Annotated in this window: 12 protein-coding genes and 1 pseudogene; 11 read left to right on the top strand and 2 right to left on the bottom strand. The window is 45.2% G+C overall.

The genetic code is table 11. The features are described from left to right. Positions 1–263 precede the first annotated feature (263 nt). Entirely contained in the window at positions 264–2,438 is a 2,175-nt protein-coding gene (locus tag JCM11969_RS12545) for a KxYKxGKxW signal peptide domain-containing protein (protein ID WP_054711692.1), read from the top strand. A gap of 55 nt (positions 2,439–2,493) precedes the next feature. On the opposite strand, the gene JCM11969_RS12540 is transcribed toward JCM11969_RS12545, so the two are convergent. Then, positions 2,494–2,949, bottom strand: a complete 456-nt coding sequence (locus JCM11969_RS12540) for a hypothetical protein (protein ID WP_054711690.1) — start codon at positions 2,947–2,949, stop codon at positions 2,494–2,496. Between the two features lie 661 nt (positions 2,950–3,610). Here JCM11969_RS12540 and JCM11969_RS12535 point away from each other — a divergent pair. The 6 genes from JCM11969_RS12535 to JCM11969_RS12510 all read left to right on the top strand — a co-directional run bounded on the left by JCM11969_RS12535 (position 3,611) and on the right by JCM11969_RS12510 (position 15,217). Further along, positions 3,611–5,119, top strand: coding sequence for an adhesive domain-containing protein (locus JCM11969_RS12535; protein ID WP_054711688.1), 1,509 nt, complete (start codon positions 3,611–3,613; stop codon positions 5,117–5,119). Continuing rightward, the gene (locus tag JCM11969_RS12530) at positions 5,062–5,961 is read left to right on the top strand and encodes a hypothetical protein (protein WP_156319357.1); all 900 of its coding nucleotides are present in this window, start codon (positions 5,062–5,064) and stop codon (positions 5,959–5,961) included. Before JCM11969_RS12535 ends, JCM11969_RS12530 begins: the two co-directional genes overlap by 58 nt. Continuing rightward, the gene (locus JCM11969_RS12525) at positions 5,906–9,037 is read left to right on the top strand and encodes a DUF7601 domain-containing protein (RefSeq protein ID WP_056987395.1); all 3,132 of its coding nucleotides are present in this window, start codon (positions 5,906–5,908) and stop codon (positions 9,035–9,037) included. The genes JCM11969_RS12530 and JCM11969_RS12525 overlap by 56 nt, the downstream gene beginning before the upstream one ends. Positions 9,038–9,055: 18 nt before the next feature. Then, a complete protein-coding gene (locus JCM11969_RS12520) occupies positions 9,056–13,033 on the top strand; it encodes a DUF7601 domain-containing protein (protein WP_420864757.1) in 3,978 nt (1,325 codons plus the stop codon). 872 nt (positions 13,034–13,905) lie between these two features. Then, a complete protein-coding gene (gene rpiA, locus JCM11969_RS12515; RefSeq protein ID WP_054711679.1) occupies positions 13,906–14,586 on the top strand; it encodes a ribose-5-phosphate isomerase RpiA in 681 nt (226 codons plus the stop codon). A 145-nt stretch (positions 14,587–14,731) separates the two neighbouring features. Further along, entirely contained in the window at positions 14,732–15,217 is a 486-nt protein-coding gene (locus tag JCM11969_RS12510; RefSeq protein ID WP_054711678.1) for a GNAT family N-acetyltransferase, read from the top strand. Positions 15,218–15,928: 711 nt separating this feature from the next. Here JCM11969_RS12510 and JCM11969_RS12505 read toward each other — a convergent pair. Then, positions 15,929–16,462, bottom strand: a complete 534-nt coding sequence (locus tag JCM11969_RS12505; protein ID WP_054711675.1) for an isochorismatase family protein — start codon at positions 16,460–16,462, stop codon at positions 15,929–15,931. A 1,242-nt stretch (positions 16,463–17,704) separates the two neighbouring features. Between JCM11969_RS12505 and JCM11969_RS12495 the strand changes: the two genes are divergently transcribed. From JCM11969_RS12495 to rihC, 4 genes and pseudogenes are all read left to right on the top strand, one after another. Beyond that, positions 17,705–18,529: an alkaline phosphatase family protein gene (locus tag JCM11969_RS12495; RefSeq protein WP_054711672.1), complete on the top strand. Its 825-nt coding sequence runs from the start codon at positions 17,705–17,707 to the stop codon at positions 18,527–18,529. Positions 18,530–18,568: 39 nt separating this feature from the next. Beyond that, a pseudogene (locus JCM11969_RS12490) lies at positions 18,569–19,821 on the top strand (NupC/NupG family nucleoside CNT transporter). A 680-nt stretch (positions 19,822–20,501) separates the two neighbouring features. After that, entirely contained in the window at positions 20,502–21,812 is a 1,311-nt protein-coding gene (locus JCM11969_RS12485; RefSeq protein ID WP_054711670.1) for an NCS2 family permease, read from the top strand. Between the two features lie 71 nt (positions 21,813–21,883). Then, positions 21,884–22,798: a ribonucleoside hydrolase RihC gene (rihC, locus tag JCM11969_RS12480; protein WP_054711669.1), complete on the top strand. Its 915-nt coding sequence runs from the start codon at positions 21,884–21,886 to the stop codon at positions 22,796–22,798. Positions 22,799–23,060: the final 262 nt, after the last annotated feature.

The following is a 23,060-nucleotide window of genomic DNA, read 5'->3' as shown; positions in this document are numbered from 1 at the left end:
GGTTTGAAATTAGACTAGCTACTAATCACTGTTAAATCAGCATTTACATAGATTTCAAACAAAACCAAGTCGTATTGCTGGTAATTATTCTGAGTTCGCAGTTTAATAACCTCGTAAATGAATATCATTTATATCTTATGGTAATAGTTAGTAAGCATATGTATAACATTTGTGAAATCTTACTGCTTCGGACAGTATTTCTATCAGTCACTCCCTCATTGTTTGACAGTGTCACTCGGATTAGATGAGAAGGGGGACTACAGATGACAAGATCTGTATTACCAACCATTGAGAAGCGTCACTATAAAATGTACAAACCAGGTAAAATTTGGGTTATTGTTGGGTTGACGTCAACGGTATTGCTATTGCAAACGAGTCTTGCTCATGCGGATGATGGGACAGCATCGGCTAGTGATCAGGCAACTTCCCAAACAGTTGCGTCGCAGTCGGGACAGGCAAGTTTGGACGAGTCAAGTGTGGGTGCTGATGTGAATTCAGCAGCTTTGATTGGCAACAGTGATGGGGATAATCAAGCAGCCCCTTCGAGTGATAAGACTGTAGTCCCAGCCCCGACTGTTACTGCTGACCAGACGACAGTCACACCCACTATGACGCAAAGTCCGGTAACTGACAGTCAACAGACGAACGCTGATTTAACAACGGCCAACACAAGTGACAACCAAACGCTAGTACCTTCAACTGCTGACCAAACCGCGACTAATCAGCCAGCGGAACCCGCAACTATCCAAATCATTGGCCAAATCGAAACTGATCCTGAACTGCTGGCCTGGCTGCAACAATACTACGGTTGGACCGGGTCGGTGGCTGATTATATTCAGGCGAACCCGCTTGGTGTTGCGTCGCTGTTCCACGTGTTTAGTTTACAAGCGACGCTGAATACGCATACGGGTGGGAACGTCGCGACGAAACAATTGGGTGGGTCCAGTGATTTTACAACGGTGCCGGACGCAAAAATCAGCTACGACTACAGTTATATTCAGGACTTCCTGCCCAACACAACCGCGTTGACGAGTGCGTTTTCAACGGTTGCGGGGCGTACCAATAAGTTGGTTCTTGGCCAGGGCATTACGGTGACGCCGGGGAATCAAGTTAGATTGACAAATAGTACGGGCAGCAGCGTGACTGTTGACCACTTGAAAACGGCTGACATTGCTCAGGATACTGACGGCCAGCTGTATATCGATATGGATGCGGCGTTCGATCAACTCCGGACGACTTCGGCGCAACTCGCACAGTTGGGCGTCGCGACCTTTTTTAACCGTAGTTTTTCAGACAATAATCAGCGGGTCATCGATTTGAAGGCGTACGCCAATCAAGTGAATGCCAACCACGAGCTTGTTTTGAATCTGGGTCCCGATGTGTTGACGCAGCCTACTCAATTAATTTTGAAGAACTACGACTATTTCCAGACTGACCCGGATCTTGCTGATGTGACGATCGTGTTCAATGTGGATACGGGCTCACAAACGACCTATAGTTTGAACACCCAAGTCTTTTTGTGGCGCGGCGACACCAGCAGCACACAGCTGGATTTCCAGTATAGTCCAGACTTTACGGACAATCATCTGTTGTGGAATTTCCGGCACACTGGCGACAATGACAGCGCCATCGACTACACGATTACAACCTCGGGGAAACTTTACGGCAGTTTGTTGGCCGTGGATGAGGCCGTGGTACTGAATCCGCGGGGCACGGTTGAGGGGAACTTGGTTGCCGAGCGGGTCGTTATCGGCGCGCAAACGCATCGGTGGGATCTGCAGACGCCGGCGATTCCTGAAGAGCCGGGGGTGCCTGTAGATCCAGGCGGGCCGGAGAACCCGGGTGGTCCAGTAGAACCAGGTGGGCCGGAGAACCCGGGTGGTCCAGTAGATCCAGGTGGGCCAGAGAACCCGGGCGGTCCAGTAGAACCAGGTGGGCCGGAGAACCCGGGTGGTCCAGTAGAACCAGGTGGGCCGGAGAACCCGATTGGTCCGGTTGACCCAGACACTCCGGAAAACCCAACAGCACCTGAAAATCCAGGTACACCAGATGTTCCCGTTGCACCTGTAACGCCCAATGAGCCCACGACACCAGCGGAGCCAGAGAATCCCGCTGAGCCGTTAGTACCGGTGCCGCCAACAACGGATGGGCCGATCAATCCAGCCCCACAACCGGAAGTTCCGGTACCGCCTGATGATACTGGGTTTACGGTCTCGACTGGGCAAGGGACGGGTGGTGAACCAGTTAGGGCACAACCCGCCACCACGACGCCTAAGCGTACGCCGACTGCTGTAACACCGCCCGCTGCCAAGTTAAACCAGGCGCAGTTACCGCAAACCAGTGATAGCCAGTCTAATATCTTCGTGACATTGGGGATTTTGATGCTGAGTTTATTGACGGGTGTCGGCGCCTGGTTGAAACGAAGATTTAAAGCATGATGTTTGAATAATTAGCGACAAAAAAGGTCTCGCAAAATGACATTGCGGGGCCTTTTTAGTTAAACCAATTAGTGATCCTTTGCCACAGCGATTGTGACGCGCCAGTGGTGTTTTTAATGACCACGAGATTAACCGTGTTGCCTAACTTAACGTTACGGAGCGCCGTGATGTTTTTCACGTTGGTCTGATCAAAACTATAATTTTTAGGGATGTGGGTGTTCATCCCGCTGTCGGCTTCGATAATATCGCTGTTGAAAATGTCGGTTACGTCGGTCCCTTTGCCGTCAGCGTGGGCTGTCGACCAGTAGTAGGTACTGACGAGGTGGCCGGTGCCGGTGACAAACCGGACGCGGACGTGGTTGGCCATGAGTGCCCTTCCCCGTGGTAATACTTGTGGTGACTGCAGGGTTGCTTCGCGAGTTAACAGCGAAGCGCCAAACACAATGGTCATCACACCAATCAGTGCGGTGCCAAGAATCCGCCGCTTGCTTAACCTCCGAGCTGAAATCAATCGCCCACCTCCTTCTGCACTGTCGCAATTGTTCGTATTGTTAGTATCGCATTTAAATGTAGCCATAGTTTGTGTAAAGCTTGAAGAAAGTGTGAAGTTTCAGAGAGTGCGGAGGAAAGCGGGTAGGAAGCGGAGTGTAAGCCGACTCTGGCCTAAATGCCCGAACCTGGCATTTAGGCCAGAGTCGGCTTACATGCAGCTTTCTGCTTTCCGGAGCACGTTTAGGCTATGTAAGAGAGAAAGACGGCGCGATGGTATGAGAGAAGTTCAACTTTAAAGCGTAAAAGTGCAGCAGCCAAGCAAGCAACCCACAAAATCCCGGAAAAACACCATCTCCATTGGAAATTTCCAAATATCATCACTCCCACCATATCGTTTCCCTTCATTAAACCAACAAATCCATGAAACCGTGTTCACAAAAAGGACAAATTTTGGTTACAATTTCGTCGCAACTATTTGTTATTGTGAATGTAAGACATAGGCAATACCTTATTCATTCACAGAAAGGAAGATGCGCGGCGCAGATCAATTGTATTCGTGTTCGTTAACCGCAGTTGTTTGGGTCAACTGCGACTAACCCAATGCCACCACGACGGTGATTTTTTAGTCATAGAGCACCACTAATCACCGTCGTCGACAACCGAAAAAGGGGAAATTTGCGATGGTGAAAAAGGTACTGATTCAGGTCGTTTCGGTGTTCACGTTGGTTTTTGGCACGTGTTACCAAAGCGTCCTCGCCCTGGCGGACAACGTCGGGCAATTCGAGATCCACTCGTCCAAAGTGATGGACAAAGACGGGAGGGCGGTTGAGCGGGTGAAGGCCGGCTCAACCCAGAAACTCGTTTTTGATATGACCATCAATAACAAGGACGGCGACAAGGCGAGCGGCACAACGGATGTGTTCATTCCGGAGACGCAACTGAAGGTCATGAAGGCCAAAGTTAACGCGACTTCCAGCATCCCGGATGCCAAGGCAAGTCTTTATATGGAAAAGAATCGCAAACTACGGCTGAAATGGAGTGGTGTCGAACACACTGCAAGATTCACGCTGGAAGTCCCAGTCGAAATCGGCAACCCGATGACGCTGACCGACCTCCCAGTTGCCGTGGATGATGCGACGTCCTACACCCAGCAGATGATCGTGCTGGCGGAGGACGCAAAGGATGATGCCGTTTCGGAAGCCATTACTGAAAATGAGCTGCCGACTGATTTGACGCAGCAATTGGATAACTATTTGAAGCAGGTTGAAGCTCAGAAGGCACAGCAAGCGCAGCAGGAAGCTGATGATCAGGCGCAAAAGGCGCAGGATGAAGCGGATACTGAGGCGGAAGCTCAGAAGGCTGAGGAAGAAGAGAAGGCGGCGCAGAAGAAGGCGGATGCTGAGAAGAAAGCTGCTGAAGCTAAGAAGGCCGCTGCTAAATTAGCTGAAAGTAAGAAGCTTGAAGCTGCACAGGAAGCAAAGGAAAAGGCTGATGCTAAGAAAGAAAAGGAACAGCAAGCTTCTGACTTAGAAAAGGCCGAGGAAGAAGCTAAAGAAACTATTGAGAACAATGCTGATAAGCCGGCTGCCAAGAGTAGTCGAGCATCTACTCGTGCTGAAGGTCGTCAGTTAGAGTCATTGTTGAATGATAATGGCGATTTGACAAGTTTCTTTCAGGATATTAACTACAAAGTCGGCGATACAGAATATCCCGTGACACATGAATCAACTTTTGATCCAGCAATTCTGGAAGGCAAGAATTTTACGTTGAATTACGGATGGACAATTGCTGATCTTAATCAAAAGTTGGGTGACGATGGGCCTGTTAATAAAGATGACACCTATAGTTTTGAAATTAGAGGTCTAAATGCTTTATCTCAAGATATTGTTTCACAGCCCATTCAAGGAACCATTGATGGGCATGATGGTGAAGTTACTATTGGTTTCTTCTCTATTGAGAAAGTCTCAGATAACGTGCAACGTGTTACGATTTCTTTTACTGAGACTGGTATAGATGAAACCTCTGAATTTTGGCTAAGTGTTGATCAAAAATATAATCCTGGGGAACCCATTTATTTTGAATGGAATGATGGTGCAGTTGTTTCAATGCTGCCTAGCCATATCACTGATGCTTGGATAAAGAAGGGCAATTTATTAGCGATAGTCAAATTCAATGGACTGTTGAAATGAATACAAGTTCATTTGGAAGTCTAGTAGATGGCGGCATGAAGTTTGGTGACATTGAGCTAGCCGATGCTTTAAGCGTAGATGGTGGCACACATAAATTTGATGAAGATAAAATTAATTTTTCGGCAAAGTATAAAGATGATGATACAGATTTGACGGACAATTTTGAAGTTGATGCTAAGAACGGTCAAATGACTATTGTTGGTAAAAATACTGAAGATCATGCTGCAGTTAAAGATAATTCAACAATTGTATTTACATTTTTAACTGAGTATGAGGTTGCTAAAGATAATGAAGGCAATTTCGAATCTGAAAAAGCAGTGTTCACAAATAAAATAAAAGCAACTGTTGGCCAATTAGATCTGGAAGAAGTAAAAGCTGATGTATCCACAGATGTTGTTAGTAAGAAATCAGGAGCTGCTGTGAACGGTACCTACCCTTGGACTGTTGATATTGATTTACAGAAATTTAAAATTGATGAAGGCTCCATTCAAAAATTGGTTATCAATGATACGCTTAAAGGTCCTCATAAGTTTGAACAAAAAACTGAATTTAGATTTACGGTAGGCGATGATGATTATTCGGAATACTTTTCTCCAATAGTTAGTTCAAATGGAGATGGTGTTGTAATTACCGTGAAGCCAATTGATGAAATCAAAGACGTAGAGGATTACAGCGAATTAATAACAGCTCTGCAAACTGGGAAGTTAACCATTACCTATAGTACAAAGGACAATGGAGATGGCGGCGCTATTTCATCAGTTTCCAACAAGGTAGAAGTTTCCTTAAATGGTCAAATTATCAATAATGGTTCCGGTACTTCTCAAGAAAAAGGGTTTAGTTGAGAAGACTGGGGAGCTTAAATACGGTGAGTATCAACCTGGAAGCCAGGTTGATACTGAATGGACGTTAACTCTGAATAAAGCACAATATGAATTTTCAGGGTTAACAATTATTGATGTATTACCTGGTGAAATAGTTGGTGGAGTTGACGGAATTACTATTACACCCCAAACTGACTCTGATGTTGGAAAAACATTGGGATACTCAGACGGTGTAATCGGTGATAATCATCAATATAATTTCGGCATTTCATCAGAAAAATACAATAAAAATGCTTTAAAACTAGACTTTGATTCCAGCTATTCTGGCAAGACCATCACGGTTAAGTTCACGACTAGGAATAGTTGGAGTGCCTTGGAAGGTGATAGCTTTATGAATTATGCCAGTGCCTTTACAGGTTCTGGACTTTATGAAGATACATCTGGAAAGGTCACTGTTGAGGAGAATATTCGTAAAAATGCTTTTAAGCAAGGGACTAAGCAGTTAGAAGACAAGGAAAACAGTACCGTGCTCTGGCAGATTGGCATTGGTACCCATTTAGATAACTATTTTGGTATTGGAAAAGTCGATTCAACTGATGAAGAATCAAAGAATCGAATTCCGACAGTTACTATCGATGAAGTATTAAACAGTGGTGCGGAACACGACTATCTATCGCTTCCAACTAACAAGGATGACTATACGTTATATCATATCGATAAAAAGAATAATAGTGTGACAAAGGGGGAGAAAATTGCCCAAGCCAATTACGAAATTGTCCTTGATGGTAACGGACAAATCACTATTAATTTCCTTAATGATAATGACGAAATCAACGCGTTTATGGTGGAATTTGAAACACCAATTAATTTTGCTAAATGGATGAGTGATTCAGAGGTTAAGTCAGTTCCAGGTAAATTTGATTTCAACAATAAAGCAACCATTAACTACGGTAATGTGAAGGATTTAGAAGTTGAAGCCAAGTTAGATCAGACTAGTGATGGTATATACCTGAATAAAGAATCAGCATTGGACAATCCACAAGGGTATAAGATTGGCTGGAATGCAGTCATTAATCCAGATGCGAAAACACTGAGGAATATGACCATTACGGATGTGCTAACTGGTGAACATTCGATTATTACTGATACAGATAGCTTTAAACTATATAAGGTTGACAAGGCGGGTATTTCATATAGTGAAAAAGATGGAAAATTGATTCCGACCGTCAATAAAAACTATCTTGATGGTGAGCTTGTCCGTGGGGAAGATTATGATATTTCTCCAATTGAAGAACTGGATAGCTCTGGTAAAACGCAAAATGGGTTTGTCATCACAATTCACGGAAAGGTGGAGACACCGCTTTACCTTGAGTACGAGACAACTATAACTGGAAATTCGAGCACGTATAGTAACAAAATTAGTGTTTCTTCAAGTGATTACGATGTTGAGTCTTCGCACGAAGTTGGCGTTTCTGCTGGTGGACGTCGACAGGCCAGATCAGCTATCTTTAGAAAAGTTGATGGGATCAATAAAAAGATTATTGCTGGAGCAACATTTAAACTAGAAGAACTTAAGGAAGTTAATCTTGATAAGAATAATCCAAACAACTGGCAAGCTGCCAAAAATATTTTTGGCGCCGAAATCGAAGAAGTGACATCAGATGCCAGTGGGTATTTTGAATTCCTGTATCTAAACACTAGCACCACTTACAGAGTGGTTGAAACAAAGGCGGCAGAAGAGTACTCAAGTGCTATGGAACCAATTATTCTTGAATATAATGATGCTGATAATTGGAATAAGAAAACCCAAAACGTTGAAAATCTGAAGATTGGCCCTACTGCCAATTTAACGATTCAAAAGGAAGTTGAGAATCTAGGCAAGGACAATCAGTTTGAATTTGAAATTCGGGCTTATAACAGTTCGGATGCTGATAGTGTTGATACTAATTTTACTGGCACATTTGAAACTGAAGGTAGTGGCAGCAGTAGCCAAAAAGTTGTCTTTAAGAACGGTGTTGGTACTTTCAGTCTTGCTGGAGATAAAGATTTGACAATTAAGGATCTTCCAATCTACGTACCAAGTAAGGATACACAAAAAACTAAGTGGCACTACGTTGTTAGGGAGAAATCCGAGTCAGAAGACTATTCAACTCAATACAAGGTAAGTAATGAAGTTCAGGATTACACCAATGGCAAAGAAACATCGATGATCACCTTGTTTGACCCAGATGAGGATGACGCTGAAGAGTCAACCCCTCAGATAACAGTATTCTTCAAAAACATTGGTGCACCAACCGGTGAATTATTAGTGAAGAAGGTTGGTAAGAAGAATCTATCAACAACCCAAGACTTTAATTTCACCATCGAGACAGATGCCAAAGTTAAAGGCCAATACAACGCAGATGTGACTAGGGTAACCGGAAATTCATCAGATACTTCTAAAACAACAGTATCATTCGATGATGGGAAATACTCGATTGACCTCAAGGCTGGTGAATCCATTCTCATCAAAGACTTACCGCTGGGGAACTATCGTGTTACTGAAAAGAGTGTTGATGATATTAAGACTGGTTGGACAGTTCAGGTTGGTGACAAAACCGTTGGTGAATCTCATGGGATTACTAATGCGGATATCACAACCGGCGACTTTGATGTAGATGAAGACACAACATCAACAGTAATGTTTACTAATCAACCTACGACTGGTGGTATTGACCTCTCTAAGAGTGTTCAAAGCGATAACGCAGATGACAAGGACCTAACTTTTGAGTTTAATCTTGAAAGTGAAGACTTAAAGAACGTTACCGCAAATTACACCATTTCTGGCAGTAATGGCAGCCATGAGCTTAAATTCGATAAGAATGGTAAAGCATCTCTGAATTTAAAGCATGGGCAAACTGCACACATTACTGATTTGCCAGATCGTGCAAAGGTTAAAATCATTGAACAAAGTCGTAAAACTAGTGATAATGGCAACTTTGAAACCACAGTCACTGTTGGTGACCCGGACGACAGCGATAGTGAAGGTGATACCGAAACTGAGGTCGAAATTAAAGATGACGAAAATCAGAACGTTGTCTTTGTTAATTCTCGATGACCAGCAGGTAACTTACTCATTATGAAGGAAGTTAATGGACCGGTTAATTCTGAAAACTTTAACTTTGAAATTACTGCTTCTAATGACGTTCGACCAGATGGCGAATATTCGATGTCAATTAAAAAAGAGAATGGTTTGATCCACTCAGAAACTGTGAAATTCGCCCAAGATACTGATGGTACTTGGCGACTGGACAATGTGACCTTGAAGGATAACGAATCGGTATCGATTATCGGGTTACCGATTGGTGAGTATAAGGTTACTGAAACGACAACAGAACCTGGTATGGAAACATCTGTTGAGGTTAATAATAAAGGTCGCCAACCAACTAATTCTGCGGTTGTAGAACTTAAAAATAACGGTGACCAAAAGATAGCCGATTATCTTAATGAAACAGACATCGGTAATATCAATGTTGGTAAGAAAGTCACAAATATGTATGAACCTGAAGCAGACAAGAAATTTAACTTTACGATGACGTTAAGTGATATCAACGAAGAATTGATTAAGGATCGTAATTTTGACATGATTGGTGCTGATGGCAAGTCAAAGATGATGCAGTTTGATTTGAATAATGTGACTGGAAACTACGAATACAAGTTCAGTTTAGCTCACAATGAAAACATTGAAATTCAAGGTTTACCAAAAGATACTGCTGTAACCGTGGAAGAAGAATCTGAGGATAAATTCTCAACATCTTACACTGTAGACGGAAAGAATGCAGGTAATCCGGCCACAGCGACAATTGGTCGGAATGAGACCATTCACGTTCTTGCGAATAATGAACGTGATGACTACGGAAAACTCTCTGTTGCTAAGAAGGCAGCCGGTAACCTTGACACAGACAGCACCTTTAAATTCTTCATTGACTCCGATGGTGCAATTAAGAATGAGAGTAGAGACGCAATCCTTTCTGATGGGACAAACACTCACGAAAAGGAAGTCTCGTTTAATGGTAGCGGAATAGCTGAATTTGATCTTAAACCAGGTCAGACAATGACTATCGAAGGATTGCCGCTGGGCGAGTATCAGGTGAGTGAACAAGCTGAAGATGGTATTACGACCAATTGGAATTCAGTTTCTGCCGGTGGGACAGCCGACAGCGGAGTTTCAACTGATGCAAATCCTGTGGAAGTTGCTAAAAATAAATTATCTTCTGTTGAGTTCACAAACAGACCACTTGAGAATGATCTCATCGTTAGCAAAGAAGTTCTGAATATGAAGGATGGCGATGCTAATATATCATTTAAATTTAAGCTAACAGTTGTTGAAGGCTCTAATTTAATTGAAGGGAAAACTTTCAATGTTGAGGGCCTGAAGAATACAGAATTTAGTTTCGAAAAAAATGGTGACAGTTATGAATACAATTTCGAACTGTCTCATGGAGACATTGCATGGTTTAAGGGTCTCCCAGATGGCGTTAAAATTAACGTAACTGAAACCAAGCAAGATGATTTCCGGGCTCTTTATCGGACAGGTGGTTCAGGTGATTACAGTGATCAAGATGCTGAAGGACCAAATGTTGTGATAAAAGATGCTAAACAACAACTTGTTGAATACCAAAATAAGCGAAATGAATCTGGCAGTCTTGAAATTACAAAGGCCACAGATACTAAGCAAATTAACGATCGTAGCTTTAAATTTACGGTTAAGGCGCTTGGTGATAACGCTGAATTGACTGGTAAATATAAAGACTCAACGCTAAATGGTGAACAACATGAAGTTGAATTTGTAGACGGCGCTATGACCGAAGATCTGAAACCGGGACAAACGCTTAAAATCAATGGATTGCCAATTGGTGATTATGAAATCACAGAAGAAGACGAAGAAGGTATCGTGACGAGTTATAGTACCAATAGTGGCATTGCTATTGGCAACACAACGACTGAAAGTGTAAAAAATAATCGGACAACCAAAACAACATTTACCAATAACCAAACAGAATTCACTTTAGGTAAAATAGTTGCTGATGATCCAGATAATAAAGAACCGTTTGATTTTATACTTGAAAGCCGTAGTCTTGCCGGTAAAACTGTTATGGGCGCCGATGGCGAAGAAATTAACTTTAGTCGGGGCGGTCGTGCGAAAGTGACTGTTAAGGCTGGTGAACAACTGACAATCGTTGGGTTACCTGTTGGAACACGGATTACAGTGTTAGAAGCCGAATACGATAACTTTACGACTAGCAGTTTAGTTAATGGTAAAGATGGCCAAGATGGTAATAAACGATCAGTGAAGATACCAAAGGATAAACATCAAATCACTGTAACGTTTATTAACTCAAAGAATCCAGTTGGTAACTTAAAAGTTGAAAAGCAAGTTTCAGGTGATATGACAACTGAAAGCTTTGACTTTGAGGTAAAAGGGATTGATGGACTTAAGTTAGATGGCGTTTATACCGTTCAAAAGTACGAGAATGATGTACAGCAAGGCGGTTCAAAGAAAATCAGCTTTGAAGAAAATGAAAATGGTGATTGGGTAGCGCCAATTTCACTTAAGGACAATCAATACGTCACTATTTCTGGGTTACCAGTTGGTACCTATAACGTAACTGAATTAGATCCAAAGGAGGAAGGGATGACAACTACAGTACAGTTGAATGGTGGCAATTCTCAGGATAGCATGACTGTTGATACTGGTAAGATTGAAGACAACGGTGACTTACAATCCGTTAAATTCATCAACACAATGCCAGCACCTGAAACCGGACAAATTTCCGTAGAAAAGAAACTCTCCGGCGCCTACACCGAAGCTGACCAAAACCGTGACTACGAATTCACGATCACTGCGTATAAGGAAGCTACGGGCGACACATCAACTGATCCAGACAACACCACTGACACAGATGGCAATGAAACAGAAAGCGAAACAAACAAACCGGAAACTGGCGATAACGGTGATGGGGACGCGGATTCTGAAACCAATACTGAAACCGAATCAGAGACCGGAGCTGCCGGCCGTGCCACGACTGAAGTCGACACTTCAATCAACGGCAAGTGGGACGCAACTCTAGAAGTTGATGGCAAAACCAGTACGATGTCAGTAGAGTTCAATAACGGTGTCGCTACCGTTAAACTCCATGCTGGACAGCGTTTAACCATTAACAACATTCCTACTGGCACTCAGATGACGGTTTCCGAAACGCCGATTGCTGACTTCACCACGACCAACAAGGTGGATACAGGCGAAATCACAGCTGGAACTGACACCGGCATGATCGACATTGAAAACAACACCACGCGTCACGTGCTGTTCACCAATGACCGGGCCGCGGAACCGGAAACGGCATCGCTGTCACTGACCAAGAACGTGCTGGGCGAAGGCGCCGACACTGAAATGGCCTTTGACTTCACGATTCAGTTGACCGACAACGCAACGGGCTTGCCTGTAACCGGCCCTTTGAGCTACTTCAAGAAAGATGCCTGGGGTGCACACCCTGTGGACACGCTTAACTTTGATAGCTCTGGGATGGCAACAGTCAGCTTGTCACACGGACAAACGATCAACTTGAACGTACCAAATGGCACCCACTACCAAATTTCTGAAGCAGATTACAGCGCTGATGGCTACGTGACGACCACGACTATCGGCGGTGCTGCAGAAACGGATGGACCGGATGCCGTTGGTATCGCGCAAACAGATCAGCCAAACGCAGCCGTGGTGATGTATTACAACCGCTTAGACACCGTGACTGACGAGGAAGATTACCCAAGTATGTCTGACGACGAGGAAATTCCGGCTTTACCAGCCGCACCGACGGATGACAGCGACGGTACTTCCAGTGGCACAACGAATCCAACCACAACTGGTGGCACTTCGGGTGGCAGTTACCCAGCCATGTCAAGTGGTTCAGGAACGAGTGGCGGTTCAGGCACTAGCGGCGTCTTACCGAAGACTGGTGAGTTCATCGCTAATAACTGGGCAACCATGCTGGGTCTGCTCCTTGGGGCACTGCTTGCAGCAGCGGCCATCAAAAAGACCCGGAAACAGGATTGATTATCCAAAACTGTGAGCGGCAGGTAGGATAAACGGAAAACAGGCGTGCGTGATCACGCCTGTTTTTCGTGTAGCTTTTAAAGGAGAGGATAAATGTAAATTATGTAGGCATCCAAAATATCAAATCAGTGGTCAAACGAATATCACCCATGGTACAATAACAACGTAAAAAGGAGTTACCCAGAGCATACTCGCAAGGGGCAACTCCTGCAAACCGCTTTAAGAGCGGCGACAGCAACAAGACAACTAAGTCATCCCGTGCCGGTCAAAGCATGCGGGGTGGCTTTTCATTTGTCGTCGTGTTTCGACAACACCGCTACTAGCATGCCAAAGGCAATCAGTAGCGAAGACACTTGAAAAGTAGGCAACTGGCAATAATTCCTTTCGAAAGATTCTTTCCATATTCTCCATGGACGTCACCCCTTTTGAGAAAAACAGCCACCACCCTTAAAACTTCTTGCAGGTATTATTATACTTGATGTAATCAAGCTAACACAATTGCGTAAAATCCAGCTTTAGACGTAAACGCATGATTTTTTGGGAGTCGTTTTGTTCGATAAATGCAGTGCTACCATGATAGACTGAAAAAGGTGCTACTAGGTGACCTATATTCCAGTTGTGCGCCAACAAACCGCTTTAAGAGCGGCGACAGCAACAAGACAACTAAGTCATCCCAGGCCGGTCAAAGCGTGAGGGGTGGCTTTTTATTTTCTCTACCCCAAAATAATCATTGAAACACTAGTAAACACGTTTACCTAAATCATTAACAAAATTGGTTGCGCTTACAACTTGACCAAGCTCACATAAATCGATACTATAAAACAGGAAATGGTAACAACACTAAAAACGTTTTACCTAATTAGGAGGACTTCATGAAGACGCAAGATGAACTCAAGAAAATCGCTGGTTACAAGGCCGATGAACTCGTTGAAGACGGCATGATCGTCGGCTTAGGCACCGGCTCAACTGTGCGCTACCTGCTGGATGCGCTTGGCGAACGGATTAAAAATGACGGGATGCACTTTACTGGTGTGCCAACATCCAAGCGGACAGCGGATTATGGTGCGAACTTGGGCATGCAGATCAAGTCCTTAGATGAAGTTGACCAAATGGACATCACCATTGATGGCGCCGATGAAATTGATCCAGAAATGAACGGGATTAAAGGTGGCGGTGGCGCTCAAACCTGGGAAAAATTGGTTGCTGTGAACTCCAAACAGGTTGCCTGGATCGTTGATGAATCTAAGATGGTTGACCAGCTCGGGAAGTTCCCACTACCCGTCGAAGTTCTGGCATATGGGCATCATCAGTTGGTTGAACGCTTGGACGCCTTGGGCTACAACCCAGTCGTTCGGGTGAAGAATGGCGAAACCTTCCACACCGATGAGGGGAACATTATCATCGACTTACACATGGATCACATCAATGATCCTGACGCCTTGGCGGATGCCTTAAGCAACATGACGGGCGTTGTGGAGCACGGCTTGTTCCTGCACATGACCCAGACCGTTGTGGTTGGGACGCAAGACGGCGCAAAGGTTCTTACTAAATAAACGAAACCCAAAACCGCGTGAACATGAGATAGCAGTGTTCATGCGGTTTGTTTTTTGACTATTATTTATCAACTGATAACGTAAAATTCAGTTAGGCATTCACTCATAAATCTTGTACACTAAAGAAAAGAGGGGGAGGCCAATTATGAAAATCATATCCTTTGAAGAAAATCCGCATTACCTCGCACAAATCGTGGGCCTCATCGATTTCTGCCAAAACAAAGAAGCCCATCTCGAAATCAAAATGGCTGAACAGGACGACCTGTTTCAAATCAAAGCATATTATCAAGATAAGGGTGGCAACTTTTGGATAGCGCTCGACAACAACGATGTTGTGGGCACCATTGCGTTGCTGCCAATCGACGCACAAACGGCGGTGCTCAAAAAGTTCTTTACCTACCCAAAGTACCGCGGACAACCAGTTCATCTAGGCGGCCAACTTTACGAGACATTCATCACGTTTGCAAAACAGCACGATTATGAGCGCATCGTTCTGGACACCCCAGAAGGCGAGACACGATCGCACTACTTCTATGAAAAACAGGGTTTTGTCCAGATCACCAAAGATCAATTGGCCGCGGATTACGTTTACCCAGATCGCAATTCAAGGCTGTATCAATTAACTTTATAGTCATTTCAGTAGGTGTGAGTCACCGTTTAAAAATAAATCGAACGAAATTCTTGGTCATCCCATAAGAAATGTGTTACAACATAGGCGGTGTGAATCACGTTCTACAACAAAATAAATAGAAACGCCTTTTTTGCAATGAGGCCTTCCTCCAAACAGACAACCTAATTGCAATCACGCTCACACACCAAGCCGCAAGCGGACCTACTAAAGTGCCCGCAAGATGCACCCCAGAAGTTTCCGATGGGGTGTATTTTTTTGAGAGTGGAAGAAAGCGTTTAGAAGGTGGAGCACAAGGGGACTCTGACAGAAATGCCTGGTTTTGGTATTTATTTCAGAGTCCCCTTGTGTGCAACCTTCTGCTTTCTGGAACTCGTTACGGCGTGGTTGCCGAGAAAACACAATTAAGAGTGTTTTGAGTGTTCATAGAGATGAGAGTGAAGGAAAACGGTAGAAAGCGGAGTGTAAGCCAACTCTGGCAGAAATGCCTGAACCTGGCATTTTTGCCAGAGTTGGCTTACATGCAGCTTTCTGTTTTCCGAAACTCGTTACGGCGTGGCTGCGAGAAAGACCAACGCAAAGTATCAGTATTAATCATAGGTAAGCAGATTGCCTTACATAATAGTTTTGGGTTTCCAAAGCTCGAAACGAAGCAGTGCCCAAAAAAACATTCCAATCAAAAAAAGCACACCCAAAGCCCGCTCTCCCAAACTCCTATTCCAAAGCCCGCAACAACCCTTTAGCCGAAATAACCTCATGAAATTCTCGAATCTGCCTCTCCTGAGTAGCCGAATTCCGCGCCAAAGCAGCATCCGAAACGGCAATAGCCTGATACCCCAAAGCTTCCGCGTCAGCAATCGTCTTCTTAACAGCGTTATCGGTACTAAACCCAGTCACATAGAGCTTCTCAACCCCGCGTGCCTGCAAGCGCGCCTGCAGATCAGATTTCTCAAACCCACTAGGCCCATGCTTAGCAATCATCGTACCCGCAGCCAAAGCTTCATCGGAAAGTAACGGCCGCGACAGCCGGGGATTCAGCCCCCGCAACAACCCAGTGAGTTCCAAGTTCACGATAAAGGCTGGCAGCTCTTTTACTGCAAAGGCTGAGATCAATAAATCATTACGCGACACAACAGCGTCAAAGGTTGCGTCGTCAACGGTTCGAAAAACGCGTTTGCCTAAAAATTGTGCCAGTGTGACTAAGTCTAAAACAACGAGCGCAGATTTTTGTTCCTGTTTAGCAGTCATTTTCTATGCCTGTCTTCCATCTTTTTTGCCAATCATAGGCTAGTTCCTACTAATGGGCAAGTCATTTTATGACAAAGCGTTTGGTATCGCGAAAGTTTGCAAAAAAATTTTAGCCGTATTCCGCACGAAAGCCAATCGTATTTCACGAATTTACGTTTGTTCTGGCATATTCGAAATTAAGTTCAGCCTCATTATTCGTGAATTGCTCTTTAATGAACAAGGCCGGTATGACGGCGCTGAAAGTTGGTTCAAAGTGGTTGTAACCGATTACAAAACATGGTAGTATATAACTGTGGAAGAGATAAGGGATACAAACCAGAACGTTTCCATTCAGTAACACCGATTATGAAGTTGATTGATCCGTTTTGTAAGTCGAGTGAATGATTGGTACAAACGATAGAAATTAGTTCCGAGTTTGAACCCAATAGTGTTTTTCAAGGTTTTAAATGTTCACCAAGTTTAAATCGTGAATTCCTAACGAATGCTAGCCACCTAAGTCTTTAAAGCAACACCCTAATTGAATATCTGTATTAGCTTAGCGTTTCTGCTAAAACGTGCGAATATCTTAGATTTAGTGATATCAGCTTAGGGGTTACAAAGGATTCGAATGTGTTGTAGGCTGAGTTTACGCGATGGTCCCAAGTAAGACCTTTAGAGCGTATTGAGTCGAGTGCATGGGATTTAAAGATGTTAGATTTGCCATCCAACGAACGGTGATTTAAAACGATGATCAAAATTTTGATAGAAGATCGCGTCAGCCGTTGGAAATTAAAGTATTTGAGGCGATAGACCATTAATTTAATGTTTACGAAACGGGTCTTCTGGTTTAACCAAGTCTCTTCCAAAGCTTCATAGGCTCATGGTGAAAGTCATCATACCTCATCTTGAGTCTTATTTTTTCGCCAAAACTCAGTTTAATACTCGTCAACCAGATGTCAGCGCGCTATAATGAAGGTCCTTGGCAGGGGCGACAAGAAAGATTTGGGCATTTTTCTTGTTTGTAAAAGGATTTACTGGTTGCATTTGTCAACTAGTAGATCCTTTTTCCTTATTATAAACACGGTTATCATAGGCTTTCGAGTGTCGATTTATGAACATAATGTCAGTTATGTTCATATTAAATCGGTTAACTGACTTATTTTCTGAAAGTTATTGTGGGCTTTTGGAAAAAACTGTACTATTTAGTAGGTTAACGCTTTAATTCGCGTCCCGAAAATGAATGAGTGGGAGTGATTGAATCGTATGGAAACACCATTTCAACAGGTTGTGATTGTCGATCTGGCGTCGCTTGGAATTGGCGAAGCACCGGAAGCTAACCGCTATGACGCGGTTGGCGCCGACACGCTTGGTCATCTCGCGACTGACCAGGAACTGCTGTCACTCACCACGTTTGAACAGTGGGGGCTTGGCAATTTACGGGATGTGAACCCGGTTGCCGACATTGCTGCCGCTGACAAGCCTGCTGGGTACTTTGGCCGGGTGCACGTTGCTGTGCCCGACTGGACCGCCCAAACGGGTATTGACGAACTCTTTCAGGGGAGCGCCGATGCGTGGTTTAAGCAGCAGACTTCTTCTGGTCTGGCCGTTCAGGTCATCTGTACCAATTCGATCCACCAGTTTGCGCATCCGGTCATTAACGCCTCAAATGACCAGGCCGCACTTGACGTTGCACTTGCACGGACGACAGCTGTATCGTCTGGACAACAAGCAAGTCAAGGCATCACGTACGTTTTGCTCAATGAGGGTACCCAGCACGCGCTTCATTCGCGTGTGACCGAGTATCGTCAGTGGCTGCAAGACATTGATACTAAGCTTTTTCAGCTCAGTCACCAATTACTGTCCGACACGTTATTGATTGTAACGTCAACGCAGGCAATTGATCCTTCATTTGGTCGTTTGACACGTGAGTATGTGCCATTATTCTGTTTTATTAATGATCAAAACACCGGCAGAGCACTTGGTATTCGGCGTACGCTGGCCGACGTATCCGCAACGGTTGAAATGAATTTCCATCGACAGGTCGCTTCCAAGGGACATTCGTTTTTAGTGGAACTAACGTCGCGTTAAGACGGTAACCGCAAAAATCAGAAAGAGGGTATATTGTCGATGTACTTGATCGTCAACATAATTGGGGTGCTGGTTTACCTTGGAATCGCATTCCTCTTCTCAAAGAAGAAGAAAGAAATTAACTGGAAGTCTACAAGTATTGTGCTCGTGCTTAACCTTGTGATTGCTTGGATCTTAACAAGCTTCTCATGGGGTCGTGACATCGTTAAGGGTGCCGCTGACGGGTTCAACTGGTTGGTTCAAGTGGCTTACACTGGGATCAACTTCGCCTTGCCTAACTGGGTGACTACCCAATACGGTGGGACTGCTAAGAGCATGAACTTCGTTACCAGCTCACTCTTGCCAATCTTGCTGATCGTTCCAATGTTTGATATTTTGACCTACATTGGCTTCTTGCCATGGGTCATCAAATGGATCGGTCGCGGGTTGTCAAAGATCACTGGTCAACCAAAGTTCGAATCATTCTTCTCCGTTGAAATGATGTTCTTGGGGAACACTGAAGCGTTAGCCGTATCTCGTCTTCAAATCAAGACGATGCGTGCAGAACGTAACGTGACTTTGGCCATGATGTCCATGTCATGTATCACCGCCTCGATTGTCGGTGCATATACACAAATGGTGCCTGGTAACTATGTTTTGACGGCCATCCCGTTGAACATTTTAAACGCCATCATTGTGACGAACATCTTGAACCCCGTTAAGGTTTCACCTGAGGAAGATACCATTTCGAAGATCGGTGGCTCATCAGCTGCTGAAGAAGAGGAAATGGAAGACGGCAAGAAGGAACCATTCTTCTCATTCTTGGGTGATTCAATCTTGAGTGCCGGCCAATTGATCTTGATCATCGCCGCAAACGTTATCGCCTTCGTTGCCTTGGCAGCGTTGATCGATAAGTTGCTCGGTTTGATCAACCCATGGCTGTCACTGGAACACATTCTCGGGATCGTTATGTTCCCATTCGCATGGTTAATGGGTCTGGACGTCCACGACGCCTTCCAATTTGCCCAATACATGGGGACAAAGCTGGTCACCAACGAATTCGTTGTTATGGGTAAGATTGCTCCAACAATTCACAACGTACACCTGTACGGTGCCCATTACCAAGCACAATTGACGGTCTTCTTGACATCCTTCGCCAACTTCAGTACGACAGGATGATCATCGGTGCCTTCAAGGGCTTGGCAGATAAGGAATCAAACGATTTGATCGGCCGGAATGTTGGTTACATGCTGTTGTCAGGGATTTTGGTATCGCTGCTGTCGGCTGGGATTGTTGGGTTGTTTATTTGGTAGAGTGTGGAAGCAGACGGTTAGAGGGCGGAGCATAAGCTAACTCTGGCAGAAATGCCTGAACTTGGCATTTTTGTCAGAGTTGGCTTATGCAGGAGCCTCTGCCTGCTGGAACACGTTTCGGCTATATAGGGGTCAACCCACGTCGCCAAAACATCTTTACAGGTAAAACCCACAAACCAAGAACCAAAAAAACAAAAGCCTCGAACCAAAAAGTAAATGAACATTTAAAACCGCGAATAGCCCAGCTCGGTGGAATCATCTATCGAACTGGGCTATTATCGTTAGTGAGGGTTCTTGATCATCGGGGTCTCATTAATGTGATATCGGGTGCCGAAACAGTGGAGAAGTCGTTGCGGAAACGGGGTTTATTAATTTATTTCCCGTTAGCGCTTTCTTGGCCACCGTGCCGAAACGTGCTCCGGGAGGCAGGGGGCTACTGCATAAGGCATTGCGTTCCCAAAAGGCAGGCCCGGCCTTTTGAGAACACAATACCTTATGCTCCGCCCCCTGAACGCCTCCCTCCGCACTCTGCTGCTGAAACCCAGCCCTGCCAACTCTTGCTTTTGACCTTGACCTTAACTTCATCTACGAAGCCAGCTCAACCCAATCCCAAGAGCTCCGCAGAGTTGCAATGCCCAATCATTATCTGTCTTCGCGACAATAAAGGATAGGGAGTTTTTATGAAATTTTCGCAACAAGTTAATGCTAAGAATCAATTATCGTTACGGCAGGTTTGGTCGCAAAAAGATCTGCTCAAACAGGAAATTATTGCGGGCCTCACTGGGTTCTTCGCCATTTCCTACATTATTATCGTTAACCCAGTGATTCTAAAGGACGCGGGTATTCCCACTGATCTCAGTGTGTTTGCCACCATTATCAGTTCGGTGGTTGGGTGCCTCATCATGGGGTTTTTCGCCAATTCGCCGATCATCCTCACACCGGGGATGGGGGTCAACGCGTTCTTTACCTACACCATCGTTGTCACGATGGGCATGTCCTGGCAGGTTGCCGTTGCGATCTCTATGGTTGCCAGTGTGGTCTACATGATTGTGGCGTTCACGAAACTGGCGGACGTGCTCGCGGAAGCTATCCCTGGTTCGCTAAAGAGTGGGATCACTGCTGGTATTGGGCTGTTTCTGGTTGAAATTGGCCTAGAAAAAGCGGGCCTGATCGTTCGGGGAAAATCATCCTTGATCGAACTGGGCAACCTGACCTCACCGGCTTGTTTATTGGCGCTGTTCGGCCTGTTGCTGAGCGTGATTCTTTACCAACGGAACGTGACTGGCGGTTTTCTGATTGGAATCGTTGTGACGACGATTATCGGGATCCTGTTTGGCATCCGCGATAGTGACAGTATTTCAGTCAAACTATCCGAACTTAGCCAGTACCACAACATTGTGTTGAAGGGCGACTTTAGTCACGCGTTGTCGATTCCGTTCATTCTGGCGGCGTTCTCCATGACCATGATCCTCGTGTTTGAGTCCATGGGGCTGCTGCAAGGGGTGTTGCCAGACAAGCGCAAGTTCAAGAAGTCGTTCCAGGCAAGCTCGGTCACGGCCTTTCTTTCCGGCATGCTGGGGACAAGTCCCACTGTTGCTGCGGCTGAAAGTGCGTCGGGTATTGAATCTGGCGGTCGGACGGGCATCATGTCGATCACGGCCGGGATATTGTTTGCCATTTCCCTGTTCTTCACGCCGCTGCTGAGCTACGTGCCGCAAGCGGCCATCGCGCCCGTTATTATCATTACCGGCGCCATCATGATGGAGAGCATCGGCAACATCGACATGAGCGATTTTGCCGCCTGGTTCCCAGCCTTTCTGATCGTGGTGCTGATTCCAATGACCAACAGTATTTCAACTGGTCTGGCATTCGGTTTCGTGTTCTACCCAATTCTGCGCGTTGTGTCCGGTGACGGCCGCAGCGTGCGTGGGCCGATGTACCTGTTAGGCGCGCTGTTCTTAATTGACCTTGTGCTGACAGCCATCTTGTAGCATTGGGTAAAATGCAATCAATCTTTAATCAAGTATCCAAAAGTGATTTAACTAAACTGGAGGTATTTTCAATGACATACAAAATTATCATGGACACTGACCCAGGTATCGACGACGCTGCTGCCATCACCATGGCGGTCAACGACCCGCAGATCGACCTGCAGCTGATCACCACGGTTGCCGGGAACGTCACGGTGGACAAGACCACGATTAATGCGTTAAAGCTTGTTCGGTTCTTCAACGTTGATGTTCCAGTCGCAGCTGGTGCTAAGCAACCGCTGATCAAGCCGTTTGAAGACGCTGCTCGGATTCACGGTGAATCAGGCATGCCTGGTTACGATTTCCCAGCTGACCTGCCAAAGCCAATCGACAAGAGCGCTGTTGAAGCGTTACGCGATGCCATTTTAGGCAGTGATGAGAAGGTTATTCTCGTGCCAACTGGCTCGTACACGAACATCGCGCTGCTGTTCTCTGAATATCCAGAAGTAAAGGATAATATCGAGAAAATTATCGCCATGGGCGGTTCATTAGGCAAGGGGAACATGACCTCTGCCGCAGAATTTAACGTCTTTACGGATCCTCACGCTGCTCGCATTGTTTACAACGCAGGTGTGCCGATCGTCATGGTGGGTCTGGACATCACCATGAAGGCCTTGTTGACGCACGAAAGTATCGAAAAGCTGCCAACGTTGAACGAAACCGGGAAAATGCTGCATGACATCATCATCCACGACGGCGACAATTCAGACGCCGGCATTGCGATGCACGATGTGAACACGATCTTCTATCTGTTGCACCCAGAAGCCATCACGACTGAGGACATGTGGGTCGACATCCAAACGGAAGGCCCAGCAATGGGCGAAACTGTGGGCGATATCCGCGGCGCTTACCACGATGGCAAGACCAACGCATCTGTCTGTGTCGATATCGATGCCGCCGCATTTAACAAGTGGTTCATCGAAGAAGTTACGGCAATCAACAAGTAAACAACTGTCTCATTGAAACGCTAAACTATACCGGAATTAAGCTAAGTCTATATGGGGGCTTGGCTTTTTTTCGTGGAGCAGAGCGTGGAAGAAGGCGGGTTAGGGGCGGTGTGTAACGGACTCTGGCCAAAAGTCCGGTCCTGACTTTTTGGCCAGAGTCCGTTACACGTTAGCCCCGTGCCTTCTGGAACGCGTTTCAGCAATGTAAAATGCCCCCACGTCGCCAAAATCTCTAGTTGACAAAGTCCGGTCCTGACTTTTG

The sequence above is a fragment of the Secundilactobacillus paracollinoides DSM 15502 = JCM 11969 genome (genome assembly GCF_001311135.1).
Lineage (GTDB): Bacteria > Bacillota > Bacilli > Lactobacillales > Lactobacillaceae > Secundilactobacillus > Secundilactobacillus paracollinoides.
Note: the sequence above shows the minus strand (reverse complement) of the source record. Positions and strands in the feature narration are given on the sequence as shown.